The sequence below is a fragment of the Acidobacteriota bacterium genome (assembly GCA_016195325.1).
Classification (GTDB): Bacteria; Acidobacteriota; Polarisedimenticolia; order JACPZX01; family JACPZX01; genus JACPZX01.
Window position 1 is genome coordinate 1 of the sequence record JACPZX010000069.1, and the last position, 15,678, is coordinate 15,678.

The window sequence follows — 15,678 nt, forward strand, 5'->3', positions numbered from 1 at the left end:
GCCGGAATCCGCAGCGGTGTTCGACGCGGCGATGACCTCGATCAGCACGTTCGAGTCGAAGGCGGTGGTCGCCGCCTACGACTTTTCCGGGATCGACACTCTGGTCGACGTCGCCGGCGGACACGGCCTCATGAGCGTGACCATTCTCAAGGCGAACAAGAGGATGCGCGGCATCCTCTTCGACCTTCCGCACGTGGCCGCCGGGGCCACCGCGCTGCTCCGGAGCGGAGGCGTGGCCGACCGTTGCCGAATCGTCAGCGGCGACTTCTTCGCGTCCGTTCCGGAGGGAGGCGATGCCTGCGTGATGAAGCACATCATCCACGACTGGGATGACGAGAGGGCGATTCAGATCCTCCGAAATTGCCACCGCGCGCTGCGGCCCGGCGGGAAGGTGCTCATCGTCGACGCGGTCATCCCGCCCGGCAACAGGGCGCACTTCGGCAAGCTTCTGGATCTCGAGATGCTGGTGCTCACGCCGCGTGGCCGGGAGCGCACCCGGTCGGAGTTCCGGGAGCTGCTGAAGCGATCCGGGTTCAGGCTTCGGCGCGTCGTTCCCACGGAGACCCACCTCTCGGTCGTCGAGGGCGTGAGGGCTTGAGGGCTCGCGGCCGGGCGATGTGAGCGCGAGCCACAGCGCCACGCGGCTCCGGCACGATCTGCGACGATCAAGGGTGGCATGAGGACATCGCTGATCATCATCGCGCTGGCGTTGCTGGCGTTGCTCGCGGGCTTCGTCGCGATCGGATTGCGACCGGACGGGCGGGTCGCGGCGATCAATTCAGCGACCTCCCGAAGCCCGTCGTTCGAGGTGCGCGTCGTGAAGCCTCTCTCCGCCCGGCCCCTCTTCGGGCTTTTCGGGCTCCTCCCGACCGATGATCTGAGGTTCGGCCACGAGAGCCGTGGCGCCTCGATTGGACGCGTCGCGCACGACCGCCTCGAGCTCAGCGCCGACGGGTGGGATCTCGCAATCGAGATCGACGGCGACGGGCGGCTCGCTCCTGGGACGCGCCTCGTGTTCCCGCTGGAGCTCGGGGGCAGGCAGGTGACGCTGCGCTGCCGACCCGCGGATCGTGCCAACGGCTATCTTCGCACCACCACGCGGGCAGGCGCGGACGAGCTCGGCGGCAGCTTCCTCGTCAAGCTCGCCACCTGCGAGAATGTCGTGTCGGGGAAGGCCCTCGAGTGGCCGCCAGCACCGCTCACCGTCGTCGGTAGCTTCGACCGGCTCCCGCATCACGCCGGCTGAGCGACCTGCGAGAGCGTCAGGAGGACTCGGATTGAGCATGGTCATGGAAGTCGGACAGGTGGAGGCGATCTTCAGGTATCCCGTGAAGTCCATGGGCGGCGAACGTCTCGAGATCGCCGAGCTGGGCTGGCACGGCCTCGAGGGTGACAGGCGCCTGGCGTTCCGGAGGATCGATGATCGCAGCGGGTTCCCGTGGCTGTCGGCCGGCAAGCTTCCCGACCTGCTCCTCTTCGCTCCGCACCGCCGTGAGGGCGGTGCCGGAGGAGACCCCCCCACGCACGTTCGCACGCCGGATGGCGCCGAGCTGCCCGTCTTCGGGGAGGAGCTGGCCGCGGAGATCGGGCGCAGGTACGGGGCTCCCGTGCAGATGATGCAGCTCAGGGACGGCATCTTCGATGCGGCGACCATCTCCGTGATCGCGTCCGATACCGTGCGCGAGGTCTCGCGGCTCGCGGGGCGGAGCCCGGACGTGCGACGCTTTCGCCCGAACGTCCTGGTTCGTTCACTGCGATCGGTCCCCTTCCAGGAGGACGAGTGGGTGGGCGGCCTGCTCTCCTTCGGCGAGGGGGACGACGCCCCCTCCATCGCCGTGACGATGCGCGACGAACGCTGCTCGATGCTGAACCTCGATCCCGACTCGGCACGTCCCGCGCCGGAGATGATGAAGGCGGTCGTTCGTGCGAACGAGAACAACGCGGGGATCTACGGCACCGTCACGCGCATCGGTCGTCTGGCCGTCGGGCAGACCGTGCATTTCCGCCGAGCGTGAGACGACAACATGAGCGTCACCGTGTCATGAAGGCTCTCTCGGGAGCGCTGCTCGCGGCCATGGCCTTCACGGCAAGTGCCGCCGCGCAGAATGACGCTTTTCTCGGCGCCCGCGGCAGTTTCTTCGACCTGGAAGCGAGATATGGCCGCATGAAGGAACGGGCCCCTTCACCTTTCATCGATCCCGACGGCTACAAGCGGTATGTGGCCGAGAGGGCGCAGGCGTTTCGAGCGGAGCTGGCGAAGCAAAGAGCCGGTCCGGCTCCGTCATGATCGGCCGGACGGGCCGCTCGACAACGGATCTTCCTCACCACGAACGGATCGAGGACACGGTCTTTCGCCGAGCGGTCGACCTTCTCGATGAGGGCGACGTCGACGGCTTGCGCGGTCACCTGGCGAGCCATCCCGATCTGGTCCGTCAACGAATCGTCTTCGAGGGCGGTAACTACTTCCGCGATCCGACGCTGCTCGAGTTCGTCGCGGAGAACCCGGTGCGTCACGACGCGCTGCCGCCGAACATCGTCGAGGTCGCCCGGACGATTCTCGACGCAGGTGCGCGGTTGGAGCGGCGGAGCATCGACTCGACCCTCGGGCTCGTCTGCTCCGGTCGGGTGCCGCGCGAGTGCGGAGTGCAGGTTCCGCTCATCGACCTTCTATGCGACGCCGGCGCCGACCCCGAGGGCGCCATGGCGGCGGCCCTTGGACACGGGGAGTTCGAGGCGGTGGACGCGTTGATCCGCCGAGGGGCAAAGGTCGACCTGGCCGCGGCGGCCGCGATGGGTCGCCTCGACGACGTGCGCCGGGCGCTATCAGCCGCCGGCGCGGCGCTTCGACATCGAGCGCTCGCCTGGGCGGCGCAGTTCGGACACGCCGAGATCGTCCGAATGCTTCTCGACGCCGGTGAAGACCCGAATCGGTACAATCCGGAAGGGGCCCACTCGCACTCAACGCCGCTGCACCAGGCCGCGCTGGCCGGCCACATGGATGTCGTCCGGCTGCTGGTCGAGAGAGGAGCCCGGCTCGACATCGAGGACAGCCACCACCAGGGGACTCCCCTCGGTTGGGCCGAGCACGCCGGGCGCACCGAGGTGGCCGACTACCTGCGGGGCCGGGGCGACATCGCATGAACGAGCGAAGACCGTGAGATGATCATCCCCGAGCGCAGCGCGTGGCTCGAGGAGCTGCCCGACACGATTCGCCGGTTGCAGGACAGGTGGTCGCTCACGCTCGCGAAACCGTTCGACGGCGACGAGGTGAGCTGCTCGTGGGTCGCGCTCGCCCTCCGCCGCGACGGCTCCCCCGCCGTTCTCAAGCTGGGGATGCCGCACATGGAGGCGACGCACGAGATCGAGGCGCTTCGACTCCTGGACGGCAACCCGACGGCGCGCCTGCTCGAAAGCGACGCACTCCTCAACGCGATGCTCCTGGAGCGGTGCGACCCCGGAACTCCGCTGCGCGAGCTGCCGGAGCCGGAGCAGGACGTCGTCCTCGCCGGGCTGCTCCGCCGCCTCTGGCGCACTCCTCCATCCCCGCGCGTCTTCCGCCCGCTCGCCTCGATGCTCGCTCATTGGGCCGGCGAGACGAACGCCGCCGCCCCTCGATGGCCCGACGTCGGGCTGGTCCGGGAGGGACTGCGCCTCTTCGACGAGCTGTCGCGGCCGTCGGCCGGCGACGTGCTGCTGGCGACCGATCTGCACGCGGGGAACGTCCTTCGCGCGCGGCGGGAGCCGTGGCTCGTGATCGACCCCAAGCCCTTCGTCGGTGATCGCGCCTACGACGCGACACAGCATCTCCTCAACTGCAAGAGGCGGGTCCTCGCGGATCCCGACGCGACGGTCCGCCGCTTCGCGGATCTCCTCGAAGTCGACGCCGGGCGCGTCCGTCTCTGGATGTTCGCCCGCGCCGCCGCGGGACCTCGTCACACCTGGAACGAGGAGTCGATGTCCGTCGCGAGAGCGCTGGCGTGAGAACCGCGCCGCTTGCGCGGGGCGCCGGAAAGTCCGAGAGTGATGGATGAAAGGTCTCGCGAGAGCGCATGTGAGCGCCCATGTCACAGAAGGAGGAGCTATGCGAAGGAACATCGGCGTCGCGATGGCGACACTCGTCCTGTCGTGCGCGATTGTCGCGTGCACCGTCGGGAATGCCGCGAGCGACATGCCCCGAGGTGTCGACGAGAGCCAGTGGAGGCCGCTCGGTCAGGACCTCGGCCTCGTCGTGCAGGGGATCGAGGCGGGGAGGATGAAGGGGTACCTCATGTGCAAGGTCAACGGCCGCTGGGTGCCGCTGTCCCTTCAGAACACGGCCGTCGTCGTCCCGGCCCAGTGAGCCGGGTGGCTCCGGGCGGCGACGTTCGGCGGCGACAGGATGATTGAGAGCCGGCCGAGCCGAACCGCCGAGCGCGTGGCGATGCGGCGCGCCGCCCATCAGCTGCTGGACGCGCCGCGCGTGCACGACGATCCCCTGGCGCTCGCCATCCTGGGAGAGGCGACAGCCGCCGCCCTGCGAGCGGATCCGCGGCGCCTCGAGGGGGGTCGCGTCGACGCGGTACTCCGCGCATTCCTCGCCGTGCGGAGCCGATGGGCGGAGGACGCGCTCGCGCAGGCCGTGGCGAGAGGGGTGAGACAGTACGTGGTGCTGGGGGCCGGCCTCGACACGTTCGCCGCGCAGGGGGGGCGGCGTGGTCCTCGACTACGCGGTCCCTAAGGCGTCGCTGGCGCCGCCTCAGCGGGCTGCCTTCGAGGCGCTGGCCGCGCGCGTGGCGGCGGCCGGTGAGCCCTTTCGGAGCTTCTTCGAGCCCGAATCCCTGATTGCCGCGATGCGCACCCTCGGCTTCCACGCGATCCGCGATGCGGGGCCCGACGAGATCAACGCGCGCTTCTTTGCGGATCGGGCGGACGGGCTGCGCGTCGGCAGCGCGGGGCATATCCTGACGGCGCTCGGAGGGGCCCTTCCACCATGACCTCGCTCGAGGCGCCGATCGAGATCGTTCCCTACGACGCGTCGTGGCCGGCGCGGTTCGCCGAAGAGTCTCAGATCCTCCGTCGGGCCCTGGCGGCATGGCTCGCGGGTCCGATCGAGCACATCGGCAGCACGGCCGTGCCCGGCCTCGCGGCGAAACCCGTGATCGACATCATGGCCGGCGTGCGGACGCTCGACGGGTCGCGCCCGGCGATCGCCGCGGCGACCGGGCTGGGCTACTGCCACTTCCCCTACCAGGTCGATCTGGAGCACTGGTTCTGCAAGCCGTCGCCGGCCTTCCGAACCCATCACCTGCATCTGATCCCGGTGGGCGCGCCGCAGTGGGCCCGCCCGCTGGCGTTTCGCGACTACCTGCGCGCTCACCCGGATGTCGCTGCCGAGTACGAGTCGCTGAAGCGGGATCTGGCGCGGAAGCATCACCTCGATCGCGAGGCGTACACTCAGGCGAAGGGCCCGTTCATCGACCGCGTCACGGCCCGGGCGCTGGCGATGGGGTTGGGCTCGTCCGGTCCGACTCCCAAGCGCTGACCAGATCCCTTGCCCGGCCGCCGCGCGGCCTATTACCATGCGCCGCTGCCTTCCAACCCGACGCAGGAGATCCGCGATGCGACACGCGATGCTGGCGATGATCATGGCCTCGACTCTCGCGACCGGCGCGAGCCACGCCGCGACCGACAAGAATCTCCCGGCGGATGTCGGGCCCGGCCGCATCGCCTGGTTCGACATCACGACGACCAGCGTGCCGAAGTCGAAGGAGTTCTACGGAAAGCTCTTCGACTGGCAGTTCACCGCGGTCGAGGGGAGCGATCAGGCGGCGGAGATCGTCGCCGGTGGCACGTCGATCGGGACGCTGCGCATGGCCGACGGCGCCATCTCCGCGTTCGACGGAGTGGTCTACGTCCAGGTCGCCGACATCCGGGCGAGCTGCAAGAAGGCGAAGGACCTCGGAGGGATGATCCCGCCCGGCTTTCCCTTCAACCTGCCGAACGGCAGGGGAGCGATCGCGGTGCTCGCCGATCCGGCCGGCCACCCGATCGGCCTCTACTCGAGGACGCCGCTCCCGCCCCCTCCCGCCAAGTCCAGGTGACGCGAAAGGACCCGTGATGAATCCAAACAAGGCGTTGTGGGAGAAGGGCGACTTCACCCGATGAAGGTCCTGGATCTCGGCGGCGGGGACGGCACGACGGCGGCTCCTCTGGCCCGCCTGGGGTCGGTACCCGCCACCTTCCTGCGGGTGACCACCCGCATCTGAGATAGCGTCGATGCACCTCTACCTCTCCTCCTTCCTGCTCGGGAACGACGCGAAGGCGCTCGTCTCCCTCGTCCGACGGCCGACCGCCCTGGTGATCGCCAACGCCCTCGACCACGCGGACACCCCCGTGAGGGAGTCCCACGCGCGAGGCTCGATCGAGGCTCTCGCCGGACTCGGCTTCTCCGCCGCGGAGCTTGACCTGCGCGATTACTTCGCCGCCCCCGATCGGCTCCGGTCGGCGCTCATCGACGCGGGTCTCGTCTGGGTCAACGGGGGAAACGTCTTCCTCCTGCGCCGGGCGATGCGTCAGAGCGGCTTCGACCGATACATCATGGAGCGGCGGGGAGATGACGGGCTCGTCTACGGCGGGTACAGTGCCGGGGCGTGCGTGACGGGGCCGACGCTTCGCGGAGCGCACCTCGTGGACCCGCCGGACGCGCTCGCCGCGGGATACACGGAGGCGGCGATCTGGGAGGGGCTGGGCCTGGTCCCGTACAGCATCGTGCCGCACTACAGGTCCGATCACGAGGAGGCGGGCCGGATCGACGCCGTGGTGGAGTACCTCATCGTGAACAAGCTCCCCTTCGTCGCGCTGCGCGACGGAGAGGTCGTCATCACCGCCGCCTTGTGACAATCATGGAGACGAAGCCGATATGGAACGCACCCGACGCGTCATGCCCCAGGTCGCCATTCTCGTCATCATCGGAGTCAGCGGCCTCGTTCGTTTCTCGCAGGATGTGAGAAGCGTGAATGCGGTCGGCTTGTCCGGAAGCGGTTTCTCGCTGGGCGTCGGGTTCGCGCTCCTCGTCATGGGGCTCACGGGACGATTCGGGCCGCGGAGCGCCACCGGGCGTGAATGACCCGAGCCACCCTCCCCCGAGTCCCGATTCTGGGACCGATGGGTGTCGGGAGCGGACACGCGGCGGCCGGGGCGGAGATCCCGGGCTCAGGGACAACGCCTTGCCGCAGAGCGCGATGCGGCCGGCGGCGGAGTGTGGCGCGAGATCTGCACCTCGGTGAACCCAGATGAGCGCCATGAACGAGCCCGCCATCCTCACGGACCTCCGCTTCGCGATCCGATCGCTGGGTCGCTCCCCCGGCTTCGTCCTCATCTCCATCATCACGCTCGGCCTCGGCATCGGCGCCAACACGTCGGCGTTCAGCATCCTCAACGAAGTGCTGCTGCGCCCGCTCCCGTACGCCGACGTCGATCGCCTCGATCGCATCTATCGGACCACACCCCAGGACTCCCGGGGCGCCGTCTCGGCGGCCGACTACCTCGATCTCGCCTCGCAGGTGAGCGGCTTCGGCGAGATCGCCGCCTACGGCCCTGCGGAGATGAGCCTCGCGGAGCCCGGCCGTCCCGCCGAGATGGTCACCGGCGCCCGGACCACCACCAACCTCTTTTCGGTCCTGGGCGTCGAGCCCCGGCTCGGCCGATCGTTCCGTCCCGACGAAGCCGCGCAGGGCAAGCACCGCGTCCTCGTGCTCAGCCACAGGGTCTGGCAGAACCGCTTCGGGGGGGACCTCGGGATCATCGGCCGGATCGTGCGCGTCGACGGGGAGCCCCACGAGATCATCGGCGTGCTCCCTGCGGCCTTCAACGACTGGCGGAGCCTCGGGTGGGCCGACGTCTTCCGCCCGCTCGGCCTCCGCGACGACGAAGCCCACGACCGCAGCGCCACGTGGCTCCGCCTCGTCGGCCGGCGCGCTGCGAGCGTCACCCGCGAGCAGGGCGGAGGCATCGTCGCAGCCTTCGGCCGCCGCCTCGCGGCCGAGTTCCCCGAGGCCAACCTCGGAAGCACCTGGCGCACGCTCCCGATCTCCACCGGCACGGGCGATGAGAAGGCCCCGGCCGTTCTCACCATGCTGATCGGCCTCTCCGGGTTCGTTCTGCTCATCGCCTGCTCGAACCTCGCGAACCTCCTGCTCGCGCGGACGATGGCCCGGGCCCGAGAGCTCGCGGTGCGCGCAGCCCTCGGCGCCTCGCGCGCGCGCCTGCTCCGCCCCCTGGTCGTCGAATCCCTCCTGCTGTCCCTCGCCGGCGGCGTCTGCGCGATCCAGGTCGCGATGTGGACCTCCGACTGGCTGGCCGTCGCAAGCGTCGGGGACAACGGCGAGGCGGTCGTCCTCCGCCTCGACTGGCGCGTGCTCGGTTGGACCTTCGCCGCCTGCCTCTTCACCGCCCTCGCCTTCGGCGTCGCCCCCGCGCTCTTCGCCCTGAGGCTCGATCTCATCAGCACGCTCAAGAGCGGAGGGCGGGGCGCCACCGGCGATCGCGGCCACCAGCGGTTCCGCCAGTTCCTGATCGTCGGGCAGTTCGCCCTCGCCATGGTCCTCCTCGCGGGGGCCGCCCTCTTCGGGCGCGGCCTCTACGAGGCGAACAACCGCCGCTCCGGCTGGGAGTCCGATCACCTGGTCACCGGCAACATGCTCCTCCCGGCCGCCGCCTACGCGGGCGATACGGCGGTCGCGAGCTTCCAGCGCGCCGCCCTGGAGCGCCTCGAGGCACTTCCCGGCGTCGCCTCCGCCAGCCTCTCGTACGCCATGCCCTTCTTCGGCTTCGCCGAGCCGCGCAAGTACCTCGTCGCGGGCCGCGAGGTCCCCGAGCCCGGCCACGAGCCCGGCGCCGTCATCAACGGCGTCAGCCCCCACTACTTCGAGACGGTCGGCACGCGCCTCCTCAGCGGACGCGCCTTCGACTTGAACGACAAGCTCGATTCCCCGAAGGTCTTCGTCATCAACCAGGCGATGGCCACGGGTCTCTTCCCCGGCGAGAGCCCTCTCGGCAAGCGCCTCGCCCGGGCCGGCGGCAAGACGGTCGAATGGGGGGAGATCGTCGGCGTCGTCGCCGACGTCCAGTCGGTCTACGCGGATCGCGTCACCGTGACCTACCAGCTATACCAGCCGATGGCCCAGGAGCCCCGCCCCTACGGCGAGCTCGCCGTGCGGACGTCGGGCGCCGCGCCGGCCGGGCTGGTCGACGGCGTTCGAAGGACCATTGCGGCGCTCGACGCCGATCTGCCCGTGCGCCAGCTCCAGCCCGCCGAGACCACCATCGAGAGGGCCAACTACCAGGACGGCGTCCTCGGGAGCATGCTCTCCTTCCTCGCCCTGCTCGGCCTGGGTCTCGCCTCCCTCGGGATTTACGGCGTCATCGCCCGCACGATGGCCCAGCGCACCAGCGAGTTCGGCATCCGCCTCGCGCTCGGGGCGCAGGTGGAGGACATCATCCGCCTCGTGCTCGGGGCGGGAGTGAAACTCGCGCTCGTCGGCTCCGCCCTCGGGCTTCTGGGCGCCGTCGGCATCTGCAGGGTGTTTGCGGCCATCTTCCCCGGGATGCAGACCAGCAGCGCTCCGGTCCTCACCGGCGTCACGCTCCTGCTCATGGCGATCGCCCTGGTCGCCTGCTACGTGCCCGCAAGAACCGCCTCGAGGATCAGCCCCACCGAGACGCTGCGGGCGGAGTAAACCTCTCGATCGGATCTGTTTCGCTCACGTCTGCTCTGGGGTAGTCTTCGGGAAGCCCCTCGCGCGCGACGCGACGCATCGGGGGCCGGGGAGGAACGATGTCGATTCACGATGACGGCTACTCGGTCCTGCTCCCGGAGGCGCAGAGCTGGCGCCCCTCGAACATCATGAAGATCTCCAACACCGACCTGATGAAAACCCTCGGGGGAGCCGATCGGCTCGGAGGTCGGCTATGGCGCCTTCCGGCCTACTCCGCGAACACCTGGCACAGGCATGTCGACTCGTGGGAGCTCTACTTCCTGCTCGAGGGAGTCGGGCGGATGCGCATCGGGAACACGACCGTCACCGTCCCCCGTTACGGCAGCGTCCTCGTGGCCCCGCAGATGCTGCGCCAGGTCTTCAACGACACTCCGGATGACGCGCTCTGGCTGATCGTGGCGGCGCCCCAGGAGGCGCAGACCGGCGCCGAGCCGGATCTCTCCCGCTTCTACCCGGAGGATCCGAAGACCCTTCCTCCCGAGCTCGCCGGAAGAGTGTGGCCGCCACGGTGACGGCATGATCATCGCCCTGGCGTCGCCTCGCGTCGCCACGTCGCTCGACGACGGGCTGGAGAGGATCCGCCGCCTCATCTCCGAGGCGGCGGCGCAGGGGGCCGAGATCGTCTGCTTCCCGGAGGCGTATCTCCCGGGGCTTCGGGGACAGGACTTCGAGGTATTCCCCTACGATCAGGCCCAGCAGGATCGAGCGCTCCAGGCCGTCGCGCAGTGCGCGCGCGAGCATGAAATGGCCGTCATCCTCGGGATGGAGCGCGTCACCGACGCGGGCAGGCAGATCGCCGCCTGCGTCCTCGACGCGCACGGCCGGGTCCTGGGATACCAGAGCAAGAACCAGCTCGACCCGACCGAGGAACCGTTCTACGTCCCCGGCGAGACCCGGCAGATCTTCGAGGTCAACGGCGTCAAGTTCGGCGTGGCGATCTGCCACGAGGGGTGGCGCTATCCCGAGACGGTTCGATGGGCTGCGGTGCGCGGGGCGAAGATCGTCTTTCACCCGCAGCACACGGGACACGAGCGGGCGGGCGCGGCCCTGACGGAGTGGGGGGCGGCCGGCGGGCCTTACTACGAGAAGGCGATGTTGATGCGGAGCCTCGAGAACACGATCTACTTCGCCAGCGTCAACTACGCTCTGCGCTTCCAGGAGTCGGCGACGAGCCTCATCACTCCGTCGGGGAAGTGCCAGGCGTATCTCCCCTACGGCCGGGAGGGGGTTCTGGTGCAGGCCATCGATCTGGACGAAGCCACCGGGATGCTGGCGATCCGGTACGCGCCGGAGCGCTACCGCGAAGGGGAGTGAGGAGAACCATGACCACGAACCGCGCCGCACCGATCGCGTACTTCCTGCTCCGGCTCGTGGCGGGGCTCCTCTTCTTCCAGGCGGGCAGCATGAAGTTCCTCGGGTGGTTCGGCGGAATGCCCGGCGGGCCCCCCGGCGGGACGGCGCCGCTGATGACGCAGATCGGCATCGGCGGCCTCCTCGAGTTCTTCGGGGGCATCGCCATCATGCTGGGCCTCTTCACCCGGCCCGTCGCCTTCATCCTCTCCGGCGAGATGGCGGTCGCCTACTGGCAGTTCCTCGCGCCGCAGGGAGCGTGGCCGATCCAGAACCACGGCGACTCCGCGGTGCTCTTCTGCTTCATCTTTCTCTTCATGGCGGCGCAGGGAGGCGGACCCTTCAGCCTCGACGCGCTGATCGACCGCCTTCGATCGAAGGCCCCGGGGCGGCGAGCTCCGTGAACGCACTCGACGGATCACCGGAGGTTTGATGATGAGCTTCGTCCTCGGCGTGACACTGGCAGCCCTCGTGTTCTTCGTCTGGAGCGCGATCTCGTGGATGGCCCTTCCCTGGCAGCGCGGGGTCTTCAAGGAATTCCGGGACGAGGAGAAGGTGGCGCAGTTCCTGGCCGATGAGGCCCCCACCACCGGGATCTACGGTCTCCCCGCGGAGCCCAGGTACCCCGTCGGCTCGACGAAGGAACAGCGGGATGCGATCGATCAGATCGTCTGGAACAAGATGCAGAGCGGGCCGCTCGTCTTCGCCGTGGTGTCGAGGGAGAGATTCGCTCCGTTTCCGAAGATGCTGGCCATCGCGCTCGTCGGAAACGTCGCCGTCTCGCTGATCTTCGGCTGGATGCTCCGGAACACGACGGGGCTCGGCTACGGCGAGCGCGTGGTCTTCATCCTGCTCGGCGGGGTCGCCGCGGGGATCTCCTGCCGCATCCCCGATTGGAACTGGCACAAGTTTCCCTGGAACCACACACTCATCAATATCGCGAGCCTCGCGATCGGGTGGCTGCTCTCGGGGCTCGTGCTCGCCGGGTTCGTTCGCGGCCGAGCGTAGCCGGCGTGTCCGGTGCGGCCGGATGGGCTCTTGAGGAGGACGTTCGAGCATGATCATCGGCGCGCACTCCATCATCTACAGCAAGGATCCGGAATCCGATCGCGCGTTCCTGCGCGACGTCCTCGAGTTCCCGCACGTCGACGTCGGCGAAGGGTGGCTGATCTTCGGGCTGCCGCCGGCCGAGGTCGCCGTGCACCCGTCGGACGAGAACGACGTCCACGAGCTCTACCTGATGTGCGACGACGTCCAGAAGTTCGTCGCCTCGATGGCGAAGTCGGGGGTCGCCTGCGAGCCCGTCGCGGCGATGGGGTGGGGGATGCTCACGAAGCTGACGCTCCCCGGAGGCGGCAGGATCGGCGTCTACCAGCCCCGCCACGCGCGCCCGAAACCGGTGATCCCGTGACCCCCGTCACCGTCATCGCGCGCATGAAGGCGAAGCCCGGCATGGAAGCGGCGCTCCGGAAGGAGCTGCTCGCTCTCCTGCCTCCCACGCGAGGGGAGAAGGGGTGCCTCAACTACGATCTTCACGAGGCGCAGGGGGACGCGTCGAGCTTTCTCTTCCACGAGAACTGGATGAGCGAGGAGGACCTGAACGCCCACCTTGCCGCGCCGCACATCGCGGGATTCCTCGGGAGATCGGCGGCGCTCCTCGCCGGGCCGGTCGAGATCGCCCTCTTCAGGCGCGTCGGCTGATGAGCCTGAGGGCGCTCCTCGAGCGCGTCCGCGCGTGCCGCCTCTGCGAGGAGCACCTTCCGCTCGGCCCTCGCCCGGTCCTCCAGGCCGGCCCCGCCGCGCCGATCCTCATCGCGTCGCAGGCGCCGGGAAGGCGCGTCCACGCGTCGGGGAAGCCCTTCGACGACCCGAGCGGCGACCGGCTGCGCGCGTGGCTGGGCGTCGACCGCGAGGCCTTCTACGATCCGAAGAGGTTCGCCATCATCCCGATGGGCTTCTGTTACCCCGGCACCGGCCGGAGCGGCGACCTCCCTCCGAGGCCCGAGTGCGCCCCGGCGTGGCGGGGCGATCTCCTGCGGGAGATGAAGGGGCTGGAGCTCACGCTCGCCGTCGGGCGGTACGCGCAGGAGTACCACTTCCCCGACCACGAGGGATCTCTGACAGACCTGGTGAAGGAGTGGCGCCGCCACTGGCCGGCGCGCCTCCCCCTCCCCCACCCCAGCCCGCGCAACAACCTCTGGCTGCGGACGAACCCCTGGTTCGAGCGCGACGTCGTCCCCGAGCTGCGGCTCAGGGTGAGCCGGCTCCTGTCGATCCGAGCCCCTTCCGTTCGACCAACGGGCATGCAAGGCTGACCCCGACCGAACGGAGGAAGCGATGAAATACCTTTGCCTGATCTACCACAACGAGACGGTGTGGTCGGCTCTCCCGAAGGACGAGATGGAGCGGACGATGGGCGAGTACCGAGCGCTCCGCGACGACACGAGGAAGAGCGGCCATTTCGTCGACGGAAACCGGCTCCACAACGTCGACGCCGCGAGCACCGTGCGCGTGCGGAACGGGAAGCTCATGACGACGGACGGCCCCTTCGCCGAGACGAAGGAGCAGCTCGGCGGCTACTTCCTCTTCGAGGCGCGCGACCTGAACGAGGCGATCCATCTCGCCTCGAGGATACCCGGCGCCCGCACGGGGTGCGTCGAGGTCCGGCCGGTGGCCGAGCCTCCCGCGACGGCGTGACCCGGGACGCGGCCGCGGAGATCGCCTCGACGGTCGAGGCGCTCTACCTCTCCGACTCGCGGCGCGTCCTCGCCACCCTCATCCGCCTCCTCGGCGACTTCGATCTCGCGGAGGAGGCGCTTCACGACGCCTTCGCCGAGGCGCTGGCGCGGTGGCCCGCCGACGGAGTCCCGGCGAGCCCGCGCGCGTGGCTCGTCTCGACGGGGCGCTTCAAGGCGATCGATCGCCTGAGGCGCCGCGCCCGATTCGACACGAGCCTCGCCCCGGAGGCGGCCCGCCTGAGGGAAGCCGCCGGTTCCGGCGCCGCAGACCCCGAGGATCTCGAGGACGATCGCCTCCGGCTGATCTTCACCTGCTGCCATCCGGCGCTGCCACCCGAAGCCCAGGTGGCGCTGACGCTCCGTGAGGTCTGCGGCCTCACCACGGAGGAGATCGCCTCCGCGTTCCTCGTGAAGCCGCCGGCGGTGGCGCAGCGCATCGTGCGCGCGAAGGCGAAGATCCGGGACGCCGGAATCCCTTACGAGGTGCCGCTCCTCGCCGAGCTTCCCGAAAGACTCGAGCCCGTGCTCCGCGTCCTCTACCTCGTCTTCAACGAGGGGTACTTCGCCTCGTCGGGGGCGTCGCTGGTGCGCGCCGATCTCTCGGGGGAGGCCATCCGGGTGATCCGCCTTCTCGTCGATCGGCTGCCTGACCCCGAGGCGACCGGCCTCCTCGCGCTGATGCTCCTCCACGAGTCGCGCCGGGCTGCTCGGACGTCGGCGTCGGGAGAGATGGTCCTTCTGGACGACCAGGATCGATCGCTCTGGAACCGGGGGCTCATCGAGGAGGGGTCGAAGCTCGTCTCGCAGGCGCTCGCCTCGCGCCGCGTCGGCCCGTACACCCTCCAGGCGGCGATTGCGGCGGTGCACGCCGAGGGAAGCGATGCCGTCTCCACGGACTGGGCGCAGATCGTCGGCCTCTACGATCTTCTCGCGCGCCTCGACCCCTCCCCCGTCGTCGAGCTGAACCGCGCCGCCGCCGTCGCGATGAGGGACGGGCCCGCCGCCGGGCTCGCTCTCGTCGATGCCATCCTCGCCCGCGGCGACCTCGCCGACTACCACCTGGCCCACGCGGCGCGCGCCGAGCTCGCGCGCCGGGCCGGCCGGACCGACGACGCCCGCGACGCGTACCAGCGCGCTCTCGCCCTCGTCCGGCAGGAGCCCGAGCGCCGGTTCCTCGAGCGGAGGCTGGCCGGACTGGCGGGCCGGAGGTAGGCTGACGACCTCATGACGAGGGAGTTCACGTTTATCGGAGGCGGCGCCGGCCCCTGGCGCGTCGTGACGCTCGTGCCCGTGATCGGCGCGCCGCTCGATGCGGTCCAGCGCGTCGACGTCGTCAACCGCCGGCTCGACGCCCTTCCCGAGGGATCCCGTTGGATCCTTCGCGGCGTCACGAGCCACGAGCGCTACGTCACGCGCGCGGAGCACGCGGCGCTCGCGGCCAAGTCTCCCCCTCTCGGCCGGACCGCCGCGACCTCGGCCGCTCTCATCCCGATCCGGAAGTCGGCGGAGTGGTGGGGCCTCGCCCAGGACGAGCGACGGGCGATCCTCGAGGAGCGCTCGGCCCACATCGAGACCGGCCTCGCGTACCTTCCGGCCGTCGCGCGCCGCCTGCATCACGGACGCGATCTCGGCGAGCCCTTCGATTTCATCACCTGGTTCGAGTACGCCTCCGCCGACGCCGGCGCCTTCGAGGAGCTGGTCGCCCGGCTGCGCCTCACCGCCGAGTGGGCGTACGTGGAGCGCGAGATCGACATCCGGCTCGAGCGTGACGGGAGCTGACCCCGGGGAGCTGCGCGTGGAAGAGCCCCGACCCGCGCGCTCGTCCCGTGGGGCGT

22 protein-coding genes and 2 pseudogenes are annotated in these 15,678 nt (G+C 69.8%); all 24 read left to right on the forward strand.

Annotated features, from left to right (window positions below; genetic code table 11):
* On the forward strand, positions 1 to 598 hold a 598-nt coding region (locus tag HY049_13115; protein MBI3449843.1), incomplete at its 5' end, for a methyltransferase.
* 78 nt (positions 599 to 676) lie between these two features.
* On the forward strand, positions 677 to 1,246 hold the full coding sequence (locus HY049_13120; GenBank protein MBI3449844.1) for a hypothetical protein: 570 nt from the start codon (positions 677 to 679) through the stop codon (positions 1,244 to 1,246).
* A gap of 37 nt (positions 1,247 to 1,283) precedes the next feature.
* Entirely contained in the window at positions 1,284 to 2,015 is a 732-nt protein-coding gene (locus HY049_13125; GenBank protein ID MBI3449845.1) for an MOSC domain-containing protein, read from the forward strand.
* 26 nt (positions 2,016 to 2,041) lie between these two features.
* Positions 2,042 to 2,287 carry a hypothetical protein gene (locus tag HY049_13130; protein ID MBI3449846.1) on the forward strand — a complete coding sequence of 82 codons (246 nt, stop codon included), beginning with the start codon at positions 2,042 to 2,044 and terminating at the stop codon, positions 2,285 to 2,287.
* A 107-nt stretch (positions 2,288 to 2,394) separates the two neighbouring features.
* Positions 2,395 to 3,141, forward strand: coding sequence for an ankyrin repeat domain-containing protein (locus tag HY049_13135; GenBank protein ID MBI3449847.1), 747 nt, complete (start codon positions 2,395 to 2,397; stop codon positions 3,139 to 3,141).
* Positions 3,142 to 3,159: 18 nt separating this feature from the next.
* Positions 3,160 to 3,981: a hypothetical protein gene (locus HY049_13140; protein ID MBI3449848.1), complete on the forward strand. Its 822-nt coding sequence runs from the start codon at positions 3,160 to 3,162 to the stop codon at positions 3,979 to 3,981.
* Positions 3,982 to 4,081: 100 nt separating this feature from the next.
* Entirely contained in the window at positions 4,082 to 4,339 is a 258-nt protein-coding gene (locus HY049_13145; protein MBI3449849.1) for a hypothetical protein, read from the forward strand.
* Positions 4,340 to 4,378: 39 nt separating this feature from the next.
* Positions 4,379 to 4,973: pseudogene (locus HY049_13150) on the forward strand (class I SAM-dependent methyltransferase).
* A complete protein-coding gene (locus HY049_13155; GenBank protein ID MBI3449850.1) occupies positions 4,970 to 5,521 on the forward strand; it encodes a GrpB family protein in 552 nt (183 codons plus the stop codon). Before HY049_13150 ends, HY049_13155 begins: the two are co-directional and overlap by 4 nt.
* Before the next feature lie 76 nt (positions 5,522 to 5,597).
* On the forward strand, positions 5,598 to 6,080 hold the full coding sequence (locus HY049_13160; GenBank protein MBI3449851.1) for a hypothetical protein: 483 nt from the start codon (positions 5,598 to 5,600) through the stop codon (positions 6,078 to 6,080).
* A 16-nt stretch (positions 6,081 to 6,096) separates the two neighbouring features.
* A pseudogene (locus HY049_13165) lies at positions 6,097 to 6,203 on the forward strand (methyltransferase type 11).
* 52 nt (positions 6,204 to 6,255) lie between these two features.
* Complete coding sequence (locus HY049_13170) at positions 6,256 to 6,876, forward strand: Type 1 glutamine amidotransferase-like domain-containing protein (protein ID MBI3449852.1); 621 nt, start codon at positions 6,256 to 6,258, stop codon at positions 6,874 to 6,876.
* 22 nt (positions 6,877 to 6,898) lie between these two features.
* A complete protein-coding gene (locus HY049_13175; protein MBI3449853.1) occupies positions 6,899 to 7,105 on the forward strand; it encodes a hypothetical protein in 207 nt (68 codons plus the stop codon).
* Positions 7,106 to 7,280: 175 nt separating this feature from the next.
* A complete protein-coding gene (locus tag HY049_13180; GenBank protein ID MBI3449854.1) occupies positions 7,281 to 9,716 on the forward strand; it encodes an ABC transporter permease in 2,436 nt (811 codons plus the stop codon).
* A 98-nt stretch (positions 9,717 to 9,814) separates the two neighbouring features.
* Positions 9,815 to 10,267 carry a cupin domain-containing protein gene (locus HY049_13185; protein MBI3449855.1) on the forward strand — a complete coding sequence of 151 codons (453 nt, stop codon included), beginning with the start codon at positions 9,815 to 9,817 and terminating at the stop codon, positions 10,265 to 10,267.
* Between the two features lie 4 nt (positions 10,268 to 10,271).
* Entirely contained in the window at positions 10,272 to 11,069 is a 798-nt protein-coding gene (locus HY049_13190) for a carbon-nitrogen hydrolase family protein (protein ID MBI3449856.1), read from the forward strand.
* Positions 11,070 to 11,077: 8 nt separating this feature from the next.
* On the forward strand, positions 11,078 to 11,509 hold the full coding sequence (locus HY049_13195; protein ID MBI3449857.1) for a DoxX family protein: 432 nt from the start codon (positions 11,078 to 11,080) through the stop codon (positions 11,507 to 11,509).
* Between the two features lie 31 nt (positions 11,510 to 11,540).
* Complete coding sequence (locus HY049_13200; protein ID MBI3449858.1) at positions 11,541 to 12,113, forward strand: hypothetical protein; 573 nt, start codon at positions 11,541 to 11,543, stop codon at positions 12,111 to 12,113.
* Positions 12,114 to 12,162: 49 nt separating this feature from the next.
* Positions 12,163 to 12,516 carry an extradiol dioxygenase gene (locus HY049_13205; protein MBI3449859.1) on the forward strand — a complete coding sequence of 118 codons (354 nt, stop codon included), beginning with the start codon at positions 12,163 to 12,165 and terminating at the stop codon, positions 12,514 to 12,516.
* A 23-nt stretch (positions 12,517 to 12,539) separates the two neighbouring features.
* The gene (locus tag HY049_13210) at positions 12,540 to 12,806 is read left to right on the forward strand and encodes an antibiotic biosynthesis monooxygenase (protein ID MBI3449860.1); all 267 of its coding nucleotides are present in this window, start codon (positions 12,540 to 12,542) and stop codon (positions 12,804 to 12,806) included.
* Entirely contained in the window at positions 12,806 to 13,420 is a 615-nt protein-coding gene (locus HY049_13215) for a uracil-DNA glycosylase family protein (GenBank protein MBI3449861.1), read from the forward strand. The genes HY049_13210 and HY049_13215 overlap by 1 nt, the downstream gene beginning before the upstream one ends.
* A gap of 22 nt (positions 13,421 to 13,442) precedes the next feature.
* A complete protein-coding gene (locus HY049_13220; protein MBI3449862.1) occupies positions 13,443 to 13,802 on the forward strand; it encodes a YciI family protein in 360 nt (119 codons plus the stop codon).
* A 20-nt stretch (positions 13,803 to 13,822) separates the two neighbouring features.
* The gene (locus HY049_13225; protein ID MBI3449863.1) at positions 13,823 to 15,055 is read left to right on the forward strand and encodes an RNA polymerase sigma factor; all 1,233 of its coding nucleotides are present in this window, start codon (positions 13,823 to 13,825) and stop codon (positions 15,053 to 15,055) included.
* Positions 15,056 to 15,067: 12 nt separating this feature from the next.
* A complete protein-coding gene (locus tag HY049_13230; protein MBI3449864.1) occupies positions 15,068 to 15,622 on the forward strand; it encodes a chlorite dismutase family protein in 555 nt (184 codons plus the stop codon).
* Positions 15,623 to 15,678: the final 56 nt, after the last annotated feature.